We start from the raw sequence: 18013 nt of genomic DNA on the forward strand, positions 1-18013 counted from the left end.
CGAGCAGATGACCGCGCGTGCGGTGCGATCGGCGATTCCTCAGGCTACTCCCGCCCGGAAGTGGACCCGGTTTCGGTATCGGGAGCTCGCGGAGCCGGGGCGCTGGCGCCTGTTGCGGCGGAGTCGCCGGACTCGGATCGATCGGTGGCGGTGTTCGCCGTGGCCGCGCCGGGTGCGGAGTCGCCGGTTTCGGCATCGTCGGTGACGGCTTCCCCGGCAGCGGAATCCCCGACAGCGGAATCGGCGGCCGGAGAATCTGCTGTGGTCGGATCGGGAATCGCGAACGGGTCCGGGATACGCCCACCCGAGGCGTCCACCAGATCACGCAAACGGTCGTAGCTCACGGCCGGCAGGGATACCTCGGTGTCGTCGTCGAGGTGTGCCCGTACGAATCCGCGCTTGGGAATGCTGAGGCCCCGCACCTGTGCCCAGTCGATATGCCGGGACGAGAACACCGACCGGAGATCCAGCCCGCGCGGGGAGACGGTGGTCTGGGTCCGCACGATCCAGACCAGTGCCGCGATCGGGATGATCGCCAGCCAGAAAAGTCCGCCGGGCCAGCCGACGATGGGGAAGAACACGCACATCGCCAGGAGGAACACGCCGAGGAAGGACAGCCGTGTCGTGCGGATCACACGCGTCGGTCCCGGCGGCGCCGAATCCCTACCCGTTACCTCCGCGGCGGCGGGGTTGTGGGACGATTCAGGTGGTGGCACGGACTGATGCGGTGATGACACCTCACCATCCTCGCATCATGGTGGACCGGCGTGAGCACCCGCTACCTTCCCACATAATGGGAAGTCGGCGGTCAGCTGTTTGACTCCGCACCACACGCACACATACCGTCATGCGCGTGAATCGAAACGAGATGCTCGTAATCGGCCGGCGCGTCCAGCGCTGAGCCAGACGATCCGGAGTCGAATACGTCAGCTCGCACTGCGACGCGCCACCCTCGAACAGCCGCCGGCTGTCGGGGGCTTTTTTATGTCGGGACCAGTGAACGACAAGCAGTAAGGAACCAAGACGGTGAGCGCACCAACTACCCGGCCCGGGCCCGCGGCCCGCAGGCCCGCGCCTTCGAATACGCCGGCCCCCGCCGGCGCTCCGACCACCCCGGCGAACCGCCGCCAGGTCCCGCCCGAGCGGGTCATCGGCGCGCAGTCCGTCGTCCGCTCCCTCGAGGAGCTCGGCGTCGACACCGTATTCGGCATTCCGGGTGGCGCTGTCCTTCCGCTCTACGATCCGCTCTTCGATTCCACCAAAGTGCGCCATGTGCTCGTGCGGCACGAGCAGGGCGCGGGCCACGCGGCCACCGGGTATGCCCAGGCCACCGGCAAGGTCGGCGTCTGTATGGCCACTTCCGGCCCCGGCGCGACCAACCTGGTGACCCCGATCGCGGACGCCCAGATGGACTCGGTGCCGATGGTCGCGATCACCGGTCAGGTCGGCCGCAGCCTGATCGGTACCGACGCGTTTCAGGAAGCCGATATCTCCGGCATCACCATGCCGATCACCAAGCACAACTTCCTGATCAAAGACGCCGCCGATATCCCGCGCATCCTCGCCGAGGCCTTCTATCTGGCGTCGAGCGGAAGACCCGGTGTGGTGCTGGTCGATATCCCGAAAGATGTGCTGCAGGAGCAGACGACCTTCAGCTGGCCGCCGGAGATGCGGCTGCCCGGCTACCGTCCGGTCACCAAACCGCACGGTAAGCAGGTGCGCGAGGCCGCCCGGTTGATCGCCGAATCCGCTCAGCCCGTGCTCTACGTCGGCGGTGGTGTGATCAAGTCGGACGCGTCGGCCGAACTGCTCGAGCTCGCCGAACTCACCGGTATCCCGGTGGTCACCACTCTGATGGCGCGCGGTGCGTTCCCCGACAGCCACGAACTCAATATGGGTATGCCGGGTATGCACGGCACCGTGGCCGCGGTGGCCGCCCTGCAGAAGTCGGATCTGCTGATCACCCTCGGCGCCCGGTTCGACGACCGTGTCACCGGTCGGCTGGATTCGTTCGCACCGAGCGCCAAGATCATCCATGCCGATATCGACCCGGCCGAGATCGGCAAGAACCGGCACGCCGATGTGCCGATCGTCGGCGACTGCCGCGAGGTGATCACCGAACTCATCGAAACCCTGCGCGCCGACCCGGCCGGTTTCGAACTCGACCTGACCGCCTGGCGGGTCTACCTCGACGGTGTCCGTGAGTCCTACCCGCTCGGCTGGACCAAGCCGGCCGACGGATCGGTGTCGCCGGAATTCGTCATCGAGACCCTGGGGCGGCTGGCCGGGCCCGATGCGATCTACTGCGCGGGCGTCGGCCAGCACCAGATGTGGGCCGCCCAGTTCATCAAGTACGAGAAGCCGCGCACCTGGCTGAACTCCGGCGGCGCTGGAACCATGGGTTACGCGGTGCCGGCCGCCATGGGCGCCAAGATGGGTCAGCCCGACCGTGAGGTGTGGGCGGTCGACGGTGACGGCTGCTTCCAGATGACCAATCAGGAACTCGCCACCTGCGCGGTGGAGGGTGTGCCGATCAAGGTCGCGCTGATCAACAACGGCAACCTGGGCATGGTCCGCCAGTGGCAGACCCTGTTCTACGACCAGCGCTACTCCAATACCGACCTCAAGACCCACGGTCTGCGCATCCCCGATTTCGTGAAGCTCGCGGAGGCGCTGGGCTGCCACGGGATCCGGGTGGAGAGGGAAGAAGACGTCGAGGCCGCGATCCGTGAGGCCCAGTCGATCGACGACCGTCCCGTGGTGATCGATTTCATCGTCGGTAAGGACGCCCAGGTGTGGCCGATGGTCGCCTCCGGCACCAGCAACGACGAGATCATGGCGGCCCGAGGTATCCGGCCGCTGTTCGACGAGGATGAGCAGGCCGCCGAACCCGCCGTCATCCACGAAGCCATGAACCGTGAGCAGGCCGAGGGGAACCCATCATGAGCACCACCCACACCCTCAGCGTCCTGGTCGAGGACAAGCCCGGCGTGCTCGCCCGGGTGGCCAGCCTGTTCTCCCGCCGCGGTTTCAATATCGAATCCCTCGCGGTCGGGGCGACCGAGGTCAAGGAGATCTCTCGGATGACCATCGTGGTCACCGTGGACGATCTGCCGCTGGAACAGGTCACCAAACAGCTGAACAAGCTGGTGAACGTGATCAAGATCGTCGAGCAGGACCCGGACACCTCCGTGGCCCGCGAACTGATCCTGGTGAAGGTCCGTGCCGACGCCAGTGTGCGCACCCAGGTGATCGAATCGGTCAACCTGTTCCGCGCCAAGGTCATCGACGTCTCGCCCGACGCGCTCACCGTCGAGGCGACCGGCACCCGGTCCAAGCTCGACGCGCTGCTGCGGATGCTCGAGCCGTACGGCATCCGGGAGATCGTGCAATCCGGGGTGGTGGCCGTGGGCCGCGGACCGAAGTCCATCACCGCCACCCGCTGAACCCGCGGCCGGGCGCACCCGCGTCCGGCCCGTCTTCCGTGCCTCGTTTTACCGTTTCCCGCGCGTTGCGGGTAACGAAATAGTCAGAAGGGATACCACCAAGTGGCAGTCGAGATGTTCTATGACGACGATGCCGACCTGTCGATCATCCAGGGCCGCAAGGTCGCGGTGATCGGTTACGGCAGCCAGGGGCACGCGCATTCGCTGAGCTTGCGCGACTCCGGCGTCGAGGTCCGCATCGGCCTCAAGGAAGGCTCCAAGTCGCGGGCCAAGGCCGAAGAGGCCGGGCTGACCGTCGGTACGCCCGCCGAGGTTTCCGAGTGGGCCGACCTCATCATGCTGCTCGCCCCCGACACCGCCCAGGCGTCGATCTTCACCAATGACATCGAGCCCAACCTGAAGGACGGCGACGCCCTGTTCTTCGGCCACGGCCTCAATATCCACTTCGGCCTGATCAAGCCGGCTGCCGAGATCACCATCGGCATGGTCGCCCCCAAGGGCCCCGGCCACCTGGTGCGCCGCCAGTTCGTCGACGGCAAGGGTGTCCCCGCCCTGATCGCCATCGAGCAGGACCCGAAGGGCGAGGGCCAGGCCCTGGCACTGTCGTACGCCAAGGGCATCGGCGGCACCCGCGCCGGCGTCATCAAGACCACCTTCAAGGAAGAGACCGAAACCGACCTCTTCGGTGAGCAGGCCGTGCTCTGCGGCGGCACCGAGGAACTGGTCAAGACCGGTTTCGAGGTCATGGTCGAGGCCGGTTACGCCCCGGAGATGGCCTACTTCGAGGTGCTGCACGAGCTGAAGCTGATCGTCGACCTGATGTACGAGGGCGGTATCGCCCGGATGAACTACTCGGTCTCCGACACGGCTGAGTTCGGTGGCTACCTGTCGGGTCCGCGGGTTATCGACGCCGACACCAAGAAGCGGATGCAGGACATTCTCAAGGACATCCAGGACGGCACCTTCGTCAAGCGCCTGGTCGCCAATGTCGAGGGTGGCAACAAGGAGCTCGAGGGCCTGCGCAAGCAGAACGCCGAGCACCCGATCGAGGTCACCGGTAAGAAGCTGCGCGATCTGATGAGCTGGGTGGACCGGCCGATCACCGAAACCGCCTAGCCTGCACCACCACACAGAAGGGTCCGTTCGCGACAGTAGGAACGGACCCTTCTGCATTGTCCCGACAGAGTCGGTTTGTCCTCGGCCCTGTGCAGCTCTGCGGTACGCGATGTGCTGTCCGGCGTCACACCCGGCGCACTCGATTCTCTCGCCGCCGCCAGAGAATCGGTCCCCGGCGGCGGCCGGATCGCAGTATGTGATGCCGAATCGACGTCACGACAGATCGAGATGGCGTAGTCGCGGCCACAGCTCCTGCCACGAATCCCGCCGGTCGCGGCACAGCCACACCGTGTAGTCCGCCTCGTCGTCCTGATCCGCGTCGGTGTCGATCAGTTCATCGCACAACTCGAAATGGTCGCGGAGTTCGTCAGGTGCCGTACCGAGGTAGAGCACGTTGCGCGCGGAATCCGGCGGCGGCGGAAAATAGCCGTAGCTGCGGTTGGTGCTGTAGACCGCCGGGAGCGCACCGGCCGGGGAGTGCACGTCGAGGTACGCGGCGTAGATATAGGACTGCCCGAGGACGACTGTGGTCTCGCGCTCGCCGGCCGGTAGCGTGTCGTAGGCGGTAACGGTGCGGTGGGTGATCGCTCGAGGAACGTCGGGTGTCACGGCACCGGCCGAGAGGACCAGCATGCCCACGCCCGTGGCGATTCCGAGTCCGTAGGCGATCCGGGGTCCCCAGCCCAGGCGGCCACCGGCCGCCTGGCGCTGCTGGAGTCCCACTGTCCCCGCGGCGAACAGCACTCCGTAGAGCCCGCCGAGGTAGTAGGGGCGGCCGATCGTGACGACGAAGACGAGGTAGAGCACTACCGCGGTCACACCCAGAAAACGGTAGGCCCGCAGTTCTTCGGCGCGCAGCAGCCGCCACACCCCGTACAGGGCCGGTACCATGCCCGCGAACCCGGCCAGGGCGATGAGCGATACGGCCACCCCCGGCCGGCCGGCGTACAGGGCCTCGGCCTCGGCGGCCACCACCGTCCCCATACGCAACTGGGGCCAGCCGTGGACGGCCTGCCACCAGAGTGTTGGTAGTGCGATGAGCAGGCCTACCCCGGCACCCACCCACAGCAGCGGCCGGCGCAGCAGATCACGCGGCCCGAAGACAGCCACCGTCACCAGCAGAACCACGCACAGCAGCAGTACCTGGAATTTGGTTTCGGCGGCCACACCGGCGACAACCCCCATCGCGAGCAACAATCGGTCCTCGCGTACGCGAATCCATCGCACCAGCAACCAGATGAGCAGCAGCCACTGCACCGGCTCCAAGGTGTACGGGGTGAGCCAGTGGCCGGCCATGGTCACCCACAGTGCCGTGGCCTGGGCGAGTGCGGCGAGCGTCTGCGCGCGCCGGTCACCACCGAATTCCCTGGCAATGAGGGCGACGACGACGACCGCGCCGGCGGTCGCGAGCACCGCGGGCAAGCGGAGCGCCACCAGCGAACCCGGGGCGAGCCAGTCGGCCAGCGCGGCGAGCGCCGGGGCCACAGGCGGTTGGTCGGCCGATCCCCAATCCAGGTGGTGCCGGCCGATCGCCAGCATGTAGGCCTCGTCGAACCAATATCCGCCGATGGCGCTGCAGGCAAGCTGGGCGAGCGCGACGACGACCGCGACGATTCCCACCGGTTTGCCCGCGAACTCGGAGACCACCGAGGTGGCCGGCCGGGACTGTATCGCTGCGCGCACATCGACCTCCGTTGTTGAACTACCACCTGAGATTCTGAGCCATGACGAGGTCCGGCGCATCCTCCGTAGCGTGTGCTCCGGGCGCGACCGGGGAGGGACGCCGCCGCGCCGCTCTCATCCGTTGGGATGAAGACCGGAATCCGACACCGCCGAATTCGGTGGTTACTGTCGGGCCCGCGTGTAATCGACGCCTATACCGATAAAAATCCTGATGCGATGCCCTCTCCGGATTGGCATTGCGGGCGGACTCCGGAAGTCCGGCGCTGTTGAGATTCTTCGCGGTCCCCGGTCGGTACAGCCGATAACCGCACCCGAGGAGAGCATCATGCCCGCTACCTACACCTTCGACGTCTTCTCCAGCCTCTACGGCTACGGCTCTTACGGCGAAGGCGGCGACTGGGGTGGCTACTGGGGCAAACAGGGCCCGGAACTGCTCGGCCACCGTTTCGCACTGTTCGGTGCCGAGCAGCGGATGGTATTCGGCGCCGATACCTTTCGGCAGTTCGTCGAAATGCTCGGCGCGGTCGATAAGGAGTCCGGGGCGACCCCTGGGTCACCCGGATGCGGAACCTGCCCGCGACGGTGGTGTCGAGCACCTTGGAAGAACCGCTCGACTGGCCGGACGCTACCGTCGCGAGTGGGGACGCTGTCGATATCGTCGCCCTGCTCGAGGCGGAGTCCGAGGTGCCGTTGCGGTCGCACGGCAGCCTGTCGCTGAACTGGGCGCTGATGGCCGCCGGCCTGGTCGACCGGGTGCAGGTGACGATCTTCCCGGTGATCACCGGGCGGACCGGAGCGGAGCCCGTCCTGCGGGGTGTCGACGATTTCGATCTCGAGCTGATCGAGAGCCGGACACTGCCGTCGCCGCGCTACGGGGTGACGCCGCCGAGCACCATATCCACCGCTGCGTCGATATCTGCTGCCTCGACAGGTTCGGCGCGCAGGAACAGGCGGAACCAGATCGCGCCCGCGAGCATATCCATGACCAGCCGCGGGTCGGTCGCGGCGTCGAGTTCACCGCGTTCCACCGCCCGCTGGAATATCGGATGTTCGCGGGCGGCGCGGTCCGCGAAGAACATTCGCCCGACCGCGGCCAGTGACGGTCGCCGAGGCGAGGCCGCCAGCACCGCGGTCGCGATGGGGGCGGTCGAAGTATCGGTGAGGAGGTCGCGAATACTGCGGGTCGTCTCGATCAGGTCGCCGCGCAGACTGCCGGTATCGGGCACCCGGAAAGCGAGCAGTTCCGAGCCGGCCAGGGCAGCGGCGAGTACCTCGTCCTTGGACTTCCACCACCGGTAGAGCGTGGTCTTGTTGACGCCTGCGTGAAGTGCGACCGACTCCATGGTCAGTCCCTCGTATCCCTCGGTGGCGAGAAGTCCGAGGGCCGCCGCGAAGATCTCCTCGGCACGCCGGGGCCGGCCGATTGCGCCCGGATCCGCTGACTGGTCCATGAGCTCAGATTACAACGCAACGTTGCGGGGGTTCCGGTGGTAACCGCCGAGAATCGGGCGGATATGGATACAGTCCCTGGTTGGAAACCGTCGACAACCCGAGACGAGCCCTCACCAGCCTGCCTTGTCACAGTTGAGGAAAGCAACGAACTGTCCGAAGGAGCCGTCGAGGCCATACATGCCCGGCCTCTTGCTGACCTCAACGAACAACTGCCGGTAGTCCACGAAGCACCCGTTTTACGCTGAAATGGAACCCTGTCGAATCATCGGAGGGGTACCGCTGGACCAGATATGCACGCGCATCGGCATCGGCATCGGCATCGGCAGTGCGTTGAGCGGCCGCGCGGGCCATGGTTCGGGATGCTGACTATCCACCGATACGGACGGGCCTCGGCCGCCGACCGATGTCCGAGAATTCGCGCGACGGTTGAATACGCGAGCTCACCAGTCGGGGACCCCAACTAGATGAGTAAGTCCGAAGTCCGGTCAGTGTTTGTAGGAGATGAGTGACCGGGTGAGGGTTTGGCCGGTGGTGCGATTGTCGCAGATCGAGGCGCTATCTCCGCTGCCGAATTGCTACGAAGTGATCAGTCGCGGCCGGGTATCTGGGCGTCCGTAGACCAGGATGCGCGGCAGCACTTCCCGCAAGCGTGCCACGTCCGCTGCCGGCGCACGCAGCAACGCCTCGACAACGGGATCGGTCAGGCCGAGATCGTCCAGCGACTCGGGATCCAAGGTCACCCGAAGCACGTCGTCGGTCAGCTCCACGTCGCGTACGCAGCCGTAGGCAGTGCCCTGATCGGGCGTAACAAGGCAATGCGTGTCCATGCCCAGCGACACGTCCTGTTCGTCGGGCTCATCGAAGTCGCACATGAACAACAAGGAGAACCCCTCTTCGTCATTCGACTCCGCCACGCCCGCCATCATGCAATCGTCTATATCTGGATCATCGAGCCCGCACACAACCAGCGCCGTGAACCTGTACACCATGCACGTGTTCTAGCATGCTCGCCTGATCCGAGGGTCGGTCAGTGGCCGTAGGCGATCAGTGACCGGGTGACGGGTGCGCCGGTGGTGTGGTTGCGCCAGATCGCGGTGGCCATCGCCAACACGCGCTGGGCGACGCGGATCGCGACACCCTGAAACGAGGGTCCGCTGGTCTTCCAGGTCGAGTTGGCCTTTGAGGGTGTCGTCGACCGACTCGATCAGCTGACGCACCTTCTTCAACAGCGGTTCACCGTAGCGGGCCTTCTCGTCCTTGCGCGAGGGCCGCAGCGTGGTGATCCCGTACTCACCCACCGGGGTCTCGAACTCCCGGCCCGCGCAACCCTTGTCACAGATCAGCAGAATGCCCTCATCCCTCACCCGGCACCGCGGCATCGGCCTCCAGCATCGCCGAAAGCACTTCGCGCTCACCGATTTCAGGGCCGGCCAGAGCCCACAGGATCGGCATCCCGGTCGGGGTGCACACCAGATACAGTTTCAGCCCCCAGTAGAACCGCGAGTGCGACGCGCAGTAGCCGCACCACCTCCGAACGCTTCACCGTGGGCCGGCACGCCCCGCACGGCACCGGGGTGGAGTCCACGATCCAGCAGTCATCGAGCCAGAAATCACTCGACCGCGCCAGCACCCGGATCACCCGCTTGACCAGACCCAGCGCGTTCCGGAGTCGCTTGTTATGTGCGGACTCAACCTCTGAACTGGCGCAACTGCCCCGATTTCACGGGCGACTCACGAAACTATGTGCGGTAGCGTCTCGGTCGGCGTGGCACTCGGCCTCTCGGAAGCCCAACCGGGTGCTGCCGGAACATTTCACGCAGATGGTCCTCGGCCCTGACGTTCAGCCTGCCGAAACCTCCGGGCAGGTGGCTACTTCGCGCGCAAAGTCGCGACTTCGGCGGCCAGCACGGCCATGTCGCGGACGTGGGTGTAATACGTGGTCGCGTACTCGTCTTCGATCGCCGGGAGAACCTTCTCGAACACCGCCGTCATCCGCATCAGACCCGTGTGATAAGGCTCGTTGAGTGGGCCTTCAAGGACGCGTGCGGCATAGCTGTAGGCATCCGAGTCGAGCAGCACCATGTCCCAGCCCTCGATGCTCAGGCCGCGGAAGCCGGGCGGAAACGGCCTGGCCATGTGCTCGGCCAACATCTCTGAGAGCGTATCGAGTTTCTCTTCGAACATGCCGGAGATCGTGACACGGTCAGCAGCCCTCGTTCGATTCGCGTCCCCCAGATCGAACGTCGTGGCACATTGCCGCCGCTGTCACGGTGGCTTCTCTCACCGCGTTCGATCGCGGAATGGATAGGCCCGACGTGCGCGGCGACAACAACCAGCCGTGGCACCGGCGGCAGTGCGCGACCAGCTTCACGGTGGGCCGATTCTCAGCGACCCCGGCCATATCCATCTCCTCCGGCCCGGACACATACACCGACGAGCACCGGATCCACCCACCGCGGCACCCCGGGCCGCCCGAAACGGCCCAGCGACAGGGAGCAATCACCTGCCTACTGCCTCACCTGGCACCTCGGATTGCTCGGTATCGCGCTCGAACACATCCGCGCCGACCGCGTCCTTCGCGAGTCACTCGCGTCTCGCGCCGATCCACTACATCTGGCGCACACTTTCGGACTCAGCGACAAGACCGCGCTCGCCTACGCAACCATCGCGCGGTCGCTGATGCAGCGCCCCGCTGAAACTTCGCGGCATTCGACACAGCGGTCGATCAGTGATCGCTGGTCTGGTCACCAGGGGCAAGTTGAGCTCTGCAGGCCCTCTGGATCTCATACGTGAGTTGCTGTTCCGTTCGTCCCCAGCCCGCTCCCCACTCGTCCTGGAGATGAAAGATCTGGCCCAGCGGAAGTGCGGTGACACTGTCGGCATAGCCGGACCGGTCGACGATCTCGCACACTTTGTCGAGTACCCATCTTTCGGTGGCTCGGTTATCGGCATGCATGCGCGCGAGTTTGGTGAACGCCACTCGGGCCGCGGCCGCATCCGAGTCCGGGACAACTACAGCGCAGTCGGCCAACGCCGCAGGAAGCGTGTCGTGCACCTCATGCGTATCAGTGCCGGTCAACCCAGCCAAGGTCCTGAGCGCTTCACCGTCATGGCCCTGAACGAGCCAGTGCGCTGCCCAGACCGGGATCCGTTCGGACCGGATAGTGTCGAGCGCCACCCATGCGGCGACCAACTCCGGTGTCGGTACCTCGCCGGAGTCGGGTGCGGGCCAGTCGTGCATGCCGACCAGGATGCCTGACCTCACGGTAAGGGCCGTACCCAGATACGGGATGCGGCCCGGTCATCGATCGTCTCTGCCCGGCGCGCCGCTGTTCCAGTCGGAGCGGCGCATGGCGGGTTCACTCCTCCTCGTCGTGACGCTCGCGCGCGGCGACGATGTCCCCGATCCGGTGCGTGATCCACTCGACCAGACCGCCGAGCGTCATCGCCAGCTCACGCCCGATGGGGGTGAGCGAGTAGGTCACCTGGGGCGGCACCGTGGGTTCGACCTCACGGGCGATCAGTCCGTCCCGCACGAAGACCTGCAGATTCTGGGACAGCATCTTCTCGCTGATGCCGCCGATCCTGTCCCGCAGCACGTAGAAGCGCATCGGCCCCTCCTGCAACGAGGCCAGAATCAGCACGCCCCAGCGGCTGCTGACATGGTTCAGCACCGTGCGGGCCGGGCAGTCCGCCGTGAATGCGTCGCTCATCGCGACGGCTTTGCCGTCCTTGACCTCAGCTTTGGCGTCCACATCCGTAGCTTACCGCAAGGTATGCCCTTACGAAAAGAAAGCCGACCCTCTACCGTGGTGTCCATGATCGAAATTACTGTGGAGATCTGGTCCGACGTCGTCTGCCCCTGGTGCTACATCGGCAAGCGTCGCTTCGAGGCCGCCCTGGAGCGGTTCGAGCACCGCGACTCCGTCACGGTCACCTGGCGGAGCTTCGAGCTGGACCCCGACGGGCCCCGGGACGGCAGGCTGACGATTCCCCAATGCATGCAGCGCGACCTCGGCATGTCTCCCGAGCAGGCCGCCGCGGGCATGGCGATGGTCACCCAGCTCGCCGCCGAGGTGGGGCTGGAGTACCACCTGGAGAACGCGGTGCCGGTCAACACCTTCGATGCGCACCGACTCATCCACTTCGGCGAGCACCGCTCGCTCGGAGAGCCGGTACGCGAGCGACTGCTGCGGGGATACGCGGCCGAAGGGGCCTACCTGGGCGACCGGCAGACGCTGGTCCGGCTCGGCAGCGAGGCCGGGCTCGACACCGAGGAGGTGAAGGCGCTGCTGGACGGCGACCGGTTCGGCGACTCCGTGCGCGCCGACGAGCGGCGCGCCGCCCGGCTCGGAGTCACCGGCGTTCCCAGCTTCTCCTTCACCGGACGGCGAGCCGTCTCCGGCGCTCTCTCCGTCGCCGACATCCTCGGGCGGCTACAGGACGCCGTGCTGCCGGCCAAGGCCTGACACGAGCTCCACGCTGCCTTCTTCGCCCCTGCGGAACGGGATCGCGTTCGGGCTCAGCGAAAAGACCGCAGTCGACTACAGCGTGCTCGCCCGAAACCTCATGCAGCGGCCCATAGAAGCTGCCGACGACCGCTGTCTGTTCCGCATGCACTTTGCGGTCGATGAAACGGGTGACCTGCGGCCCGAAATCTGACTCGCCACGGTCTGTGGCTCCGATTGTTCGGAGTTGGGTTGCGGATTGCGGGACTGGGGTTTCCCTGGCCTCCGCGCAGGCCGTTGATCGCCGTCGAGGATTCGGCAAGGGGGCACTGGTTAGGCTTCCGGCATGGTCGCGACTCACCCCGAGCTTCCAGGCGGACCGGACAAGCGGCGATTCTGGTCACGGCCACCCGGGTATCTACTGCTCTCCTGCATCGTCGTGCCCTCTCTGGGCATACTCGTCTGGTCGAGTAATCCTGGCGGCACCGAGCCCGGGCTGAGATTGTTCTTGATCAGCGTGCTGGCAATTCTCGTGGTTGCGCTCTGCTACCTCGTCCGCGGCATCGTCTACTTGACTCTGTCGTTCCGGTCCCGGCGGTTTGGAGTACGTGAGCTCTGCCTCCTGCTTGCGCCCTCGCTGGTGGTCGCACTCACGGCGGTCGCGTGGAGCACAAACCTGCCGATGGTTGTGCGTTGGTCTGTTTCGGCGCACGCATTCGACGATTCCGCACGGCAGGTGCGTGGTGGTGTCGCTCCGCGGACGTTCGACGGTGACTGGCTCGGGCTCTACCGCATCCACAGGGTGGAACGCGACAACGATGGCATCTACTTCATGACCGGCCCCAGCTCGGACAACTGTATGGACGGGAGCGGAGGATTCGCTCATCTCCCCGGCGGACCGCCCGAGGTGGGCCAATACGGTCACCACCTCGGCGGTGACTGGTACCACTTCTGCCTCGATGGCGGACTGGTTCGAGTGCCAGACCACCCAATGACATCGCGCTAGCCGCCGTCAAGGCAGAGACGCGTCCGCGGGCAGGTCAGAATCGGAAACTCTTCTGTCGGCGCGGGCTGGGCGTGAAGTAGGGGTCGTTCGCTTACTGACCATGGCCGCGGTTTGGGATCTTGCACCGGAGACTGAAGCGGCCCCACAGTCCCGCCGTCGTCCTCGGCGGCGTTGCAGTCCCCAGTTCGCTGGAACCCGTCGCTATTCACCGCGCCAGCACGCGAACCCAGTCGGGTTCCAGTCGAGAACGTTTCATTCACGGTGAACACGCACGATCTTCGGCGAGCAAGCTATAGAGAAGCGCTCCCATGCCCACTTCTTCGACCCCCGATATCTCTTGCACTTTTGCGTGTTGCACTCATACGGTCCAGGACATGCACCTGATCTTCTTCAATGCGGCCGGCTGGAATCTGACGAAGCAGCAGGCGGCGCATCGCGGACAACAGGTGAGGGTTCGCTACGCGGAGGCGTTCAACTGCGCCCCCTCCCACCCGGCGACCTCGGCACCGGAGCTGGTGCCGGAAGGGGCCGGCGTACGACCCCCCGTATCCACCTCGCCGCAGTGAGCGCCCCGCAGACCCCGTCGACTCCGCAGACCCCGTCGACTCCGCAGACCTCGTCGCCGAAGAGCGGACGAGGCAGCGGCGCCGTCTCGCTCTACGCGGTGTTCTTCCTCAACGGTCTCGTCCTGGCGAGTTGGGCGCCCCGCATCCCGCAGGTCAAGGAGCAGCTCCAGCTCTCCGACGGGCAGCTCGGACTCGCCCTGCTCGGTGTCGCGCTGGGTTCCGTGCCCGCCATGCCCACGGCCGGAGCGCTGGTGAACCGGTTCGGCAGCCGGGCGGTGGCTCGAAGCGCGGTCCTGGTGTACGCGGCGGCTATCGCGCTGCCGGGGCTGGCGCGTTCGCTGCCCGAACTCCTGGTGAGCCTGGCCGTGCTCGGCGGCGCGGTCGGCGCGCTGGACGTGGCCATGAACGCGCACGCGGTGGACCTGGAGCGGAGCAGCGGCAGGACGCGGATCTCCTCGTTCCACGCCCTGTTCAGCGCGGGCGCTCTGGCCGGGGCACTGCTCGGCACGCTCGCGGCGGCAGGGGGTGTGACGCCGCGCGCCCAGTTCGCCGCCACAGCTGTGGTCTCCCTGCTCGCGGCCGGGGTGGCTGCGGCGGCACTGCGGCCTTCCGCACACCAGCACGAACCCGGGCAGAAGCGGGAACCTGCGCGCGCCCGCCCCTCCCGCTTCACGCCCAGGCTGCTGCTGCTCAGCATCCTGGGCCTGTGTGTGCTGCTCATCGAAGGGGTGGTGACCGACTGGGGCAGCGTGTATCTGGCCGACTCGCTCGACGCGGAGCCCGGCCTGGCGGGCGCGGGATACGTGGCCTTCGCCCTGGCCATGACGGTGGGACGGCTGAGCGGCGACCGGGCGGCCAACCGCTCCGGCCCCGTCCGGGTCGTCCGGGTCGGCGCGCTGCTGACCGCCGCGGGTTCCGTGGTCACGCTTGCGACGGGCCAACCGGTGGTGGCGGTGGTCTTCTTCGCGCTGGTCGGCCTCGGGATCGCGGCGTCCTTCCCCTTGGTCGTCAGCGCGGCCAGCCGGCTCCACACCGGTTCGCCCGGTACCGCGGTGGCCACGGTCTCCACGACCGGCTACTTCGCCTTCCTGGCGGGCCCACCCCTCGTCGGCTTCGTCGCCGAGCACAGTAGTGTGCGCGCCGCGCTGCTGATACTTCCCGTGCTCGCCGTGGCGACGGCCCTGCTCGCCCCGCTACTGCGGGTCGAGGGCCGTGCCGCGACGACGCCCCGTCCCGCACCCCCCGAGTGGCTGTGTGCCGGTGGCTGATCGCCTTGCGACGCGGGCAGATGATCGGCCAGGTCACTGATGAAGCCAGTGAGCGCCGGTCACTTTCCGGCAGTGAACGACACCGTCGAACCACTCCGCCAGCGAACCGCCCGCCAGATATTGGTCGGCGTCATCGGCGGGGTCGTAGCCGGGGCCGACCAGCCGCGACTTCGCGGGCTCGGTCAGCCACGGCTGGGCGCGAGCGGAGCTGATCATCGCCAGGTTCAAAAGGTAGGCATCAAGAGCAGTGTCGCCGAGCGTGGAGTCTATGAAATCTGTTGGCGGCGTGGGATAGTTCTGTGCGCCGACCCCATGATCGAACATCAATCCCATGGAGATATAGCCGGCACCGAAGCGCTGCCGAAGGTAACTGCCGGCGTTGCGATGAGCGATCCGTTGCCCCGACATCGGGATCGTCCGCGACATGCCATCGGCCGTATGCGCCATACCGCCCCAGTAGACGATCTTCTCTCCGGTCCGTTCGTGCCAGCGGATAACCTCCTCCGCCATGAATCGTTCGATGTCACCGAGGTCGTATGAAGGTGGCACGGCATCACTGGCCTGAGCAACCCGAACCGGGTCGTGCGGATGTCGCATGTTGTAGCGCCGTAGCCATTTGACGACATCGAGCAACTCCTGGGTCCGCCAGAAGGTCCGAGCATTCGCCATCAGTGCGCGCGGGTCACCGACGCCGGCGACCACATAGTCGTTGATCGCGCTACTCGCTGCGCTGTCGCCTTCCAGAGCAACAGTGCGAAACCCCGATTCCTCGACCAGAAACCGCAGCATTCGGTGGGCGAGGACGGACAACTCATGTGTGTCGCGGGTCGCTGCGCCGAGCGCGACTACGTTCGCGTTCCGGGCTAGGTCGCCCAGTGGCGCGAGGTCGTTCAGTGGCGCAGCGGGTTCGAAAGTAGCCAGCGGATGGGCGTGCTGCTCGATCCACTGCCTCGGAGTGTCGATCATGGTCATGCGGCCATCCTGATACCTGAAGTTAACTTCAGGTCAAGCAAGGCTGTCGACGCGCCCCCAGCGGCCCGTCGCTGGAAGGCAACATGCCCGCGCGCGGAACACCGTGGTCAGCGGTAGGCGCTGCTGGTAGTCGAAGCGACTACGTCGTATTCGCCCAATTTCCGGCGAATGCCACGACTACCCGTTGCGTTGCGGGTATTGCCGAGCTACAGTACAACGCAACGTTGCGTTGCATATGGAGGTCTCATGAGTATCCCGGTGGTTCTGGTGCACGGAATCCGCTTGAGCGGACGGTGCTGGGTTTCCGTGGTGGACGAAATCGGGACCGAGCGGACGGTGGTCACTCCGGACCTTCCGGGGCACGGCCTACGCCGCGGCGAACGCTTCACGATGCCCGCGGCGATCGACACCGTTCGCGCGGCGGTGGATTCGGTCGGCGGCCGTGCACTGGTCGTCGGTCACTCGCTGGGCGGGCACATCGGAATCGCGGCGGCCGCTGAACTCGGCGAACAGGTCGCCGGCCTGGTTGTCGCCGGCTCGACACGTATTCCGAACAGCGCACTGGCACTTCCGTTCCGGATGGCACATGCGCTCCTATCGGCTCAGCGTGACGGAGGCGAGCGGCTCAGCCGCCGGATCTTCGCCGCCGTCCTCCCCGCACCGGTCGCCCGTGCCGTCGCGGCGGGCGGAATCGCCAGCGAGGTGTTGCCCGATATCGGCGACGCTGTGCGGACCTTCGATCCGCTCGCCGAACTCGCCCGATATTCCGGCCCGGTCTGGCTGATCAACGGGAGCCGGGATCACTTCCGTGGCCACGAGCAGCGCTTCGCGGCCGCCTCGCCCCGGTCGCGGCTGCTCGTGGTGCCGGGAGCCGGGCACTATCTACCGCTCGCCGAACCGCGGCGCTTCGCCCGGTTGATCCGTGATATCGCCGACGGCTGCGATAGTGCCCGCGCCACCCCGTTCAACGATTCACAGCCGTCAGCGCTTCTAGATCCATGATGGCGGTGGCGGTGCGGTGCACGATCGCCCGGCAGACCTCGGCCGGCTGGAATTCCGGCATCAGGGCGCTGCGCCCGATGGTGATCATCCAGGCGAAATACGGGTAGAGCGACTGCTGCCGGTAGGCGAGCCACGCGGCTTCGAGGGGTAGTGCGGGTCCACCGGCCGCGCACAGGCGGTCGATGTAGAAGGCGATCAGTTCACGCTCCCAGGCTCGCCGATCAGCGACCTCCAGCCCGGAGGTGATCGTATAAGCCACATCGAATGCCCAGCTGCCGCGCATCACCAGCTGCCAGTCGGTGAACCCCATACTGCCGTCGCCGCAGATATAAGCGTTGCCGATATGTGGGTCGCCGTGCAGCAGGGTGTGGGGTCCCTGTTCGGCGATCAGCAGAGCGCGACCGCAGGCTTCGTAGAGATCGTCCTGCACCGGAGGCAAAGTGCCGGGGACGATTTCGGGGGCGCGTTTCAAGCCGACCGCCGCCCGCTTCCGCATACCGAGGAGCCGATCGAAATTCCGGAAATGGGCGCCCGGTGTCTTCAACCAGTCGTGCGCGTTCAGCCTGGGCGATTGCCAGTAGTGCCCGTGCCAGCGCGCCATATTCGCCAGCAGATCCTCCATCTGCTCCCGGGTGACCCGCTCCAACGGTGTGCAGAACCGCGCCTGCCGGGAGACGCTCACATCTTCGAGCAGGGTCAGCGATCGTCCGGTGCGCGTATCGGCAGCCCCGAAATACCCGTGGGGCGCTTCGATATCGAGCCCCGGTCGAAGATGCTGGAAGAACCCCGGTTCACCGGGTAGCGCATGCGCCAGGTACTGCGTGAGCCGTTGAGTGAAGGTCAGAGTCGTCTTGGCGAACAGGTGCTCGGGCAGTCCCGCCCGGCGGCCCGCCTCGTTATAGCGGACGGTGGCCTTCCATCGGCTGGTCGTTCCCGCGTCCGCGTCCACGATATCGAACGATTCCACCTGTGCCCCCGGGTGATCGGCCGTGAGCACGCGGTCGAACCATTCGGTGTCGACCTCGCTCCTGCGCATCGGAATCCTGCCGTTCAG

17 protein-coding genes and 2 pseudogenes are annotated in these 18013 nt (G+C 66.3%); 9 read left to right on the forward strand and 10 right to left on the reverse strand.

The window, feature by feature from the left end:
- Positions 1 to 44: 44 nt before the first annotated feature.
- Positions 45 to 635 (reverse strand): PH domain-containing protein, encoded by a 591-nt coding sequence (locus tag OG405_RS04220; protein ID WP_327150329.1) that lies wholly within the window; start codon positions 633 to 635, stop codon positions 45 to 47.
- A 391-nt stretch (positions 636 to 1026) separates the two neighbouring features.
- On the opposite strand from OG405_RS04220, the gene OG405_RS04225 reads away from it, so the two are divergent.
- The 3 genes from OG405_RS04225 (at position 1027) to ilvC (ending at position 4562) form a co-directional block, all read left to right on the forward strand.
- Positions 1027 to 2946 (forward strand): acetolactate synthase large subunit, encoded by a 1920-nt coding sequence (locus tag OG405_RS04225; RefSeq protein WP_327150330.1) that lies wholly within the window; start codon positions 1027 to 1029, stop codon positions 2944 to 2946.
- Positions 2943 to 3446: an acetolactate synthase small subunit gene (gene ilvN, locus OG405_RS04230; protein WP_058856806.1), complete on the forward strand. Its 504-nt coding sequence runs from the start codon at positions 2943 to 2945 to the stop codon at positions 3444 to 3446. Before OG405_RS04225 ends, ilvN begins: the two co-directional genes overlap by 4 nt.
- Before the next feature lie 114 nt (positions 3447 to 3560).
- Positions 3561 to 4562, forward strand: coding sequence for a ketol-acid reductoisomerase (ilvC, locus tag OG405_RS04235; RefSeq protein WP_327150331.1), 1002 nt, complete (start codon positions 3561 to 3563; stop codon positions 4560 to 4562).
- Between the two features lie 213 nt (positions 4563 to 4775).
- Here ilvC and OG405_RS04240 read toward each other — a convergent pair whose 3' ends face one another.
- Positions 4776 to 6245 (reverse strand): glycosyltransferase family 39 protein, encoded by a 1470-nt coding sequence (locus OG405_RS04240; protein WP_327150332.1) that lies wholly within the window; start codon positions 6243 to 6245, stop codon positions 4776 to 4778.
- Between the two features lie 325 nt (positions 6246 to 6570).
- Between OG405_RS04240 and OG405_RS04245 the strand changes: the two are divergent.
- Positions 6571 to 7103, forward strand: a pseudogene (locus tag OG405_RS04245) (dihydrofolate reductase family protein); the annotation flags it as partial.
- Between the two features lie 11 nt (positions 7104 to 7114).
- Here OG405_RS04245 and OG405_RS04250 read toward each other — a convergent pair.
- The 6 genes and pseudogenes from OG405_RS04250 to OG405_RS04275 form a co-directional block, all read right to left on the reverse strand.
- Entirely contained in the window at positions 7115 to 7696 is a 582-nt protein-coding gene (locus OG405_RS04250; protein ID WP_327150333.1) for a TetR/AcrR family transcriptional regulator, read from the reverse strand.
- A gap of 576 nt (positions 7697 to 8272) precedes the next feature.
- Positions 8273 to 8686 (reverse strand): Imm10 family immunity protein, encoded by a 414-nt coding sequence (locus OG405_RS04255; protein ID WP_327150334.1) that lies wholly within the window; start codon positions 8684 to 8686, stop codon positions 8273 to 8275.
- A gap of 38 nt (positions 8687 to 8724) precedes the next feature.
- Positions 8725 to 9387: pseudogene (locus OG405_RS29120) on the reverse strand (IS982 family transposase); the annotation flags it as partial.
- A gap of 179 nt (positions 9388 to 9566) precedes the next feature.
- Positions 9567 to 9881, reverse strand: a complete 315-nt coding sequence (locus OG405_RS04265; protein WP_327150336.1) for a hypothetical protein — start codon at positions 9879 to 9881, stop codon at positions 9567 to 9569.
- 541 nt (positions 9882 to 10422) lie between these two features.
- The gene (locus tag OG405_RS04270) at positions 10423 to 10962 is read right to left on the reverse strand and encodes a hypothetical protein (protein WP_327150337.1); all 540 of its coding nucleotides are present in this window, start codon (positions 10960 to 10962) and stop codon (positions 10423 to 10425) included.
- Positions 10963 to 11056: 94 nt separating this feature from the next.
- Positions 11057 to 11452, reverse strand: coding sequence for a winged helix-turn-helix transcriptional regulator (locus OG405_RS04275; protein WP_327150338.1), 396 nt, complete (start codon positions 11450 to 11452; stop codon positions 11057 to 11059).
- Between the two features lie 63 nt (positions 11453 to 11515).
- Here OG405_RS04275 and OG405_RS04280 point away from each other — a divergent pair, with 63 nt between their 5' ends.
- The 4 genes from OG405_RS04280 (at position 11516) to OG405_RS04295 (ending at position 14985) form a co-directional block, all read left to right on the forward strand.
- Complete coding sequence (locus OG405_RS04280; RefSeq protein WP_327152197.1) at positions 11516 to 12166, forward strand: DsbA family oxidoreductase; 651 nt, start codon at positions 11516 to 11518, stop codon at positions 12164 to 12166.
- Between the two features lie 325 nt (positions 12167 to 12491).
- On the forward strand, positions 12492 to 13151 hold the full coding sequence (locus OG405_RS04285; RefSeq protein WP_327150339.1) for a hypothetical protein: 660 nt from the start codon (positions 12492 to 12494) through the stop codon (positions 13149 to 13151).
- Between the two features lie 374 nt (positions 13152 to 13525).
- Positions 13526 to 13717: a hypothetical protein gene (locus tag OG405_RS04290; RefSeq protein ID WP_327150340.1), complete on the forward strand. Its 192-nt coding sequence runs from the start codon at positions 13526 to 13528 to the stop codon at positions 13715 to 13717.
- Complete coding sequence (locus OG405_RS04295; RefSeq protein WP_327150341.1) at positions 13714 to 14985, forward strand: MFS transporter; 1272 nt, start codon at positions 13714 to 13716, stop codon at positions 14983 to 14985. The genes OG405_RS04290 and OG405_RS04295 overlap by 4 nt, the downstream gene beginning before the upstream one ends.
- A 33-nt stretch (positions 14986 to 15018) precedes the next feature.
- Here the strand turns inward: OG405_RS04295 and OG405_RS04300 are convergent, their stop codons facing one another.
- The gene (locus OG405_RS04300; RefSeq protein ID WP_327150342.1) at positions 15019 to 15957 is read right to left on the reverse strand and encodes an erythromycin esterase family protein; all 939 of its coding nucleotides are present in this window, start codon (positions 15955 to 15957) and stop codon (positions 15019 to 15021) included.
- Between the two features lie 246 nt (positions 15958 to 16203).
- Here OG405_RS04300 and OG405_RS04305 point away from each other — a divergent pair, with 246 nt between their 5' ends.
- A complete protein-coding gene (locus OG405_RS04305; RefSeq protein ID WP_327150343.1) occupies positions 16204 to 16959 on the forward strand; it encodes an alpha/beta fold hydrolase in 756 nt (251 codons plus the stop codon).
- Here OG405_RS04305 and OG405_RS04310 read toward each other — a convergent pair.
- Entirely contained in the window at positions 16922 to 17995 is a 1074-nt protein-coding gene (locus tag OG405_RS04310; protein WP_327150344.1) for a phosphotransferase, read from the reverse strand. The two genes, OG405_RS04305 and OG405_RS04310, sit on opposite strands and share 38 nt — an antisense overlap.
- Between the last annotated feature and the right edge of the window lie 18 nt (positions 17996 to 18013).

It is taken from the genome of Nocardia sp. NBC_01329 (assembly GCF_035956715.1).
Lineage (GTDB): Bacteria > Actinomycetota > Actinomycetes > Mycobacteriales > Mycobacteriaceae > Nocardia.

Coding starts and splice junctions, on each gene's coding strand:
- ilvN (WP_058856806.1), top strand. CDS start 2,943: ATGAGCACCACCCACACCCTCAGCGTCCTGGTCGAGGACAAGCCCGGC.
- ilvC (WP_327150331.1), top strand. CDS start 3,561: ATGTTCTATGACGACGATGCCGACCTGTCGATCATCCAGGGCCGCAAG.
- OG405_RS04250 (WP_327150333.1), bottom strand. CDS start 7,696: ATGGACCAGTCAGCGGATCCGGGCGCAATCGGCCGGCCCCGGCGTGCC.
- OG405_RS04255 (WP_327150334.1), bottom strand. CDS start 8,686: ATGGTGTACAGGTTCACGGCGCTGGTTGTGTGCGGGCTCGATGATCCA.
- OG405_RS04265 (WP_327150336.1), bottom strand. CDS start 9,881: ATGTTCGAAGAGAAACTCGATACGCTCTCAGAGATGTTGGCCGAGCAC.
- OG405_RS04280 (WP_327152197.1), top strand. CDS start 11,516: ATGATCGAAATTACTGTGGAGATCTGGTCCGACGTCGTCTGCCCCTGG.
- OG405_RS04285 (WP_327150339.1), top strand. CDS start 12,492: ATGGTCGCGACTCACCCCGAGCTTCCAGGCGGACCGGACAAGCGGCGA.
- OG405_RS04290 (WP_327150340.1), top strand. CDS start 13,526: ATGCACCTGATCTTCTTCAATGCGGCCGGCTGGAATCTGACGAAGCAG.
- OG405_RS04300 (WP_327150342.1), bottom strand. CDS start 15,957: ATGACCATGATCGACACTCCGAGGCAGTGGATCGAGCAGCACGCCCAT.
- OG405_RS04305 (WP_327150343.1), top strand. CDS start 16,204: ATGAGTATCCCGGTGGTTCTGGTGCACGGAATCCGCTTGAGCGGACGG.
- OG405_RS04310 (WP_327150344.1), bottom strand. CDS start 17,995: ATGCGCAGGAGCGAGGTCGACACCGAATGGTTCGACCGCGTGCTCACG.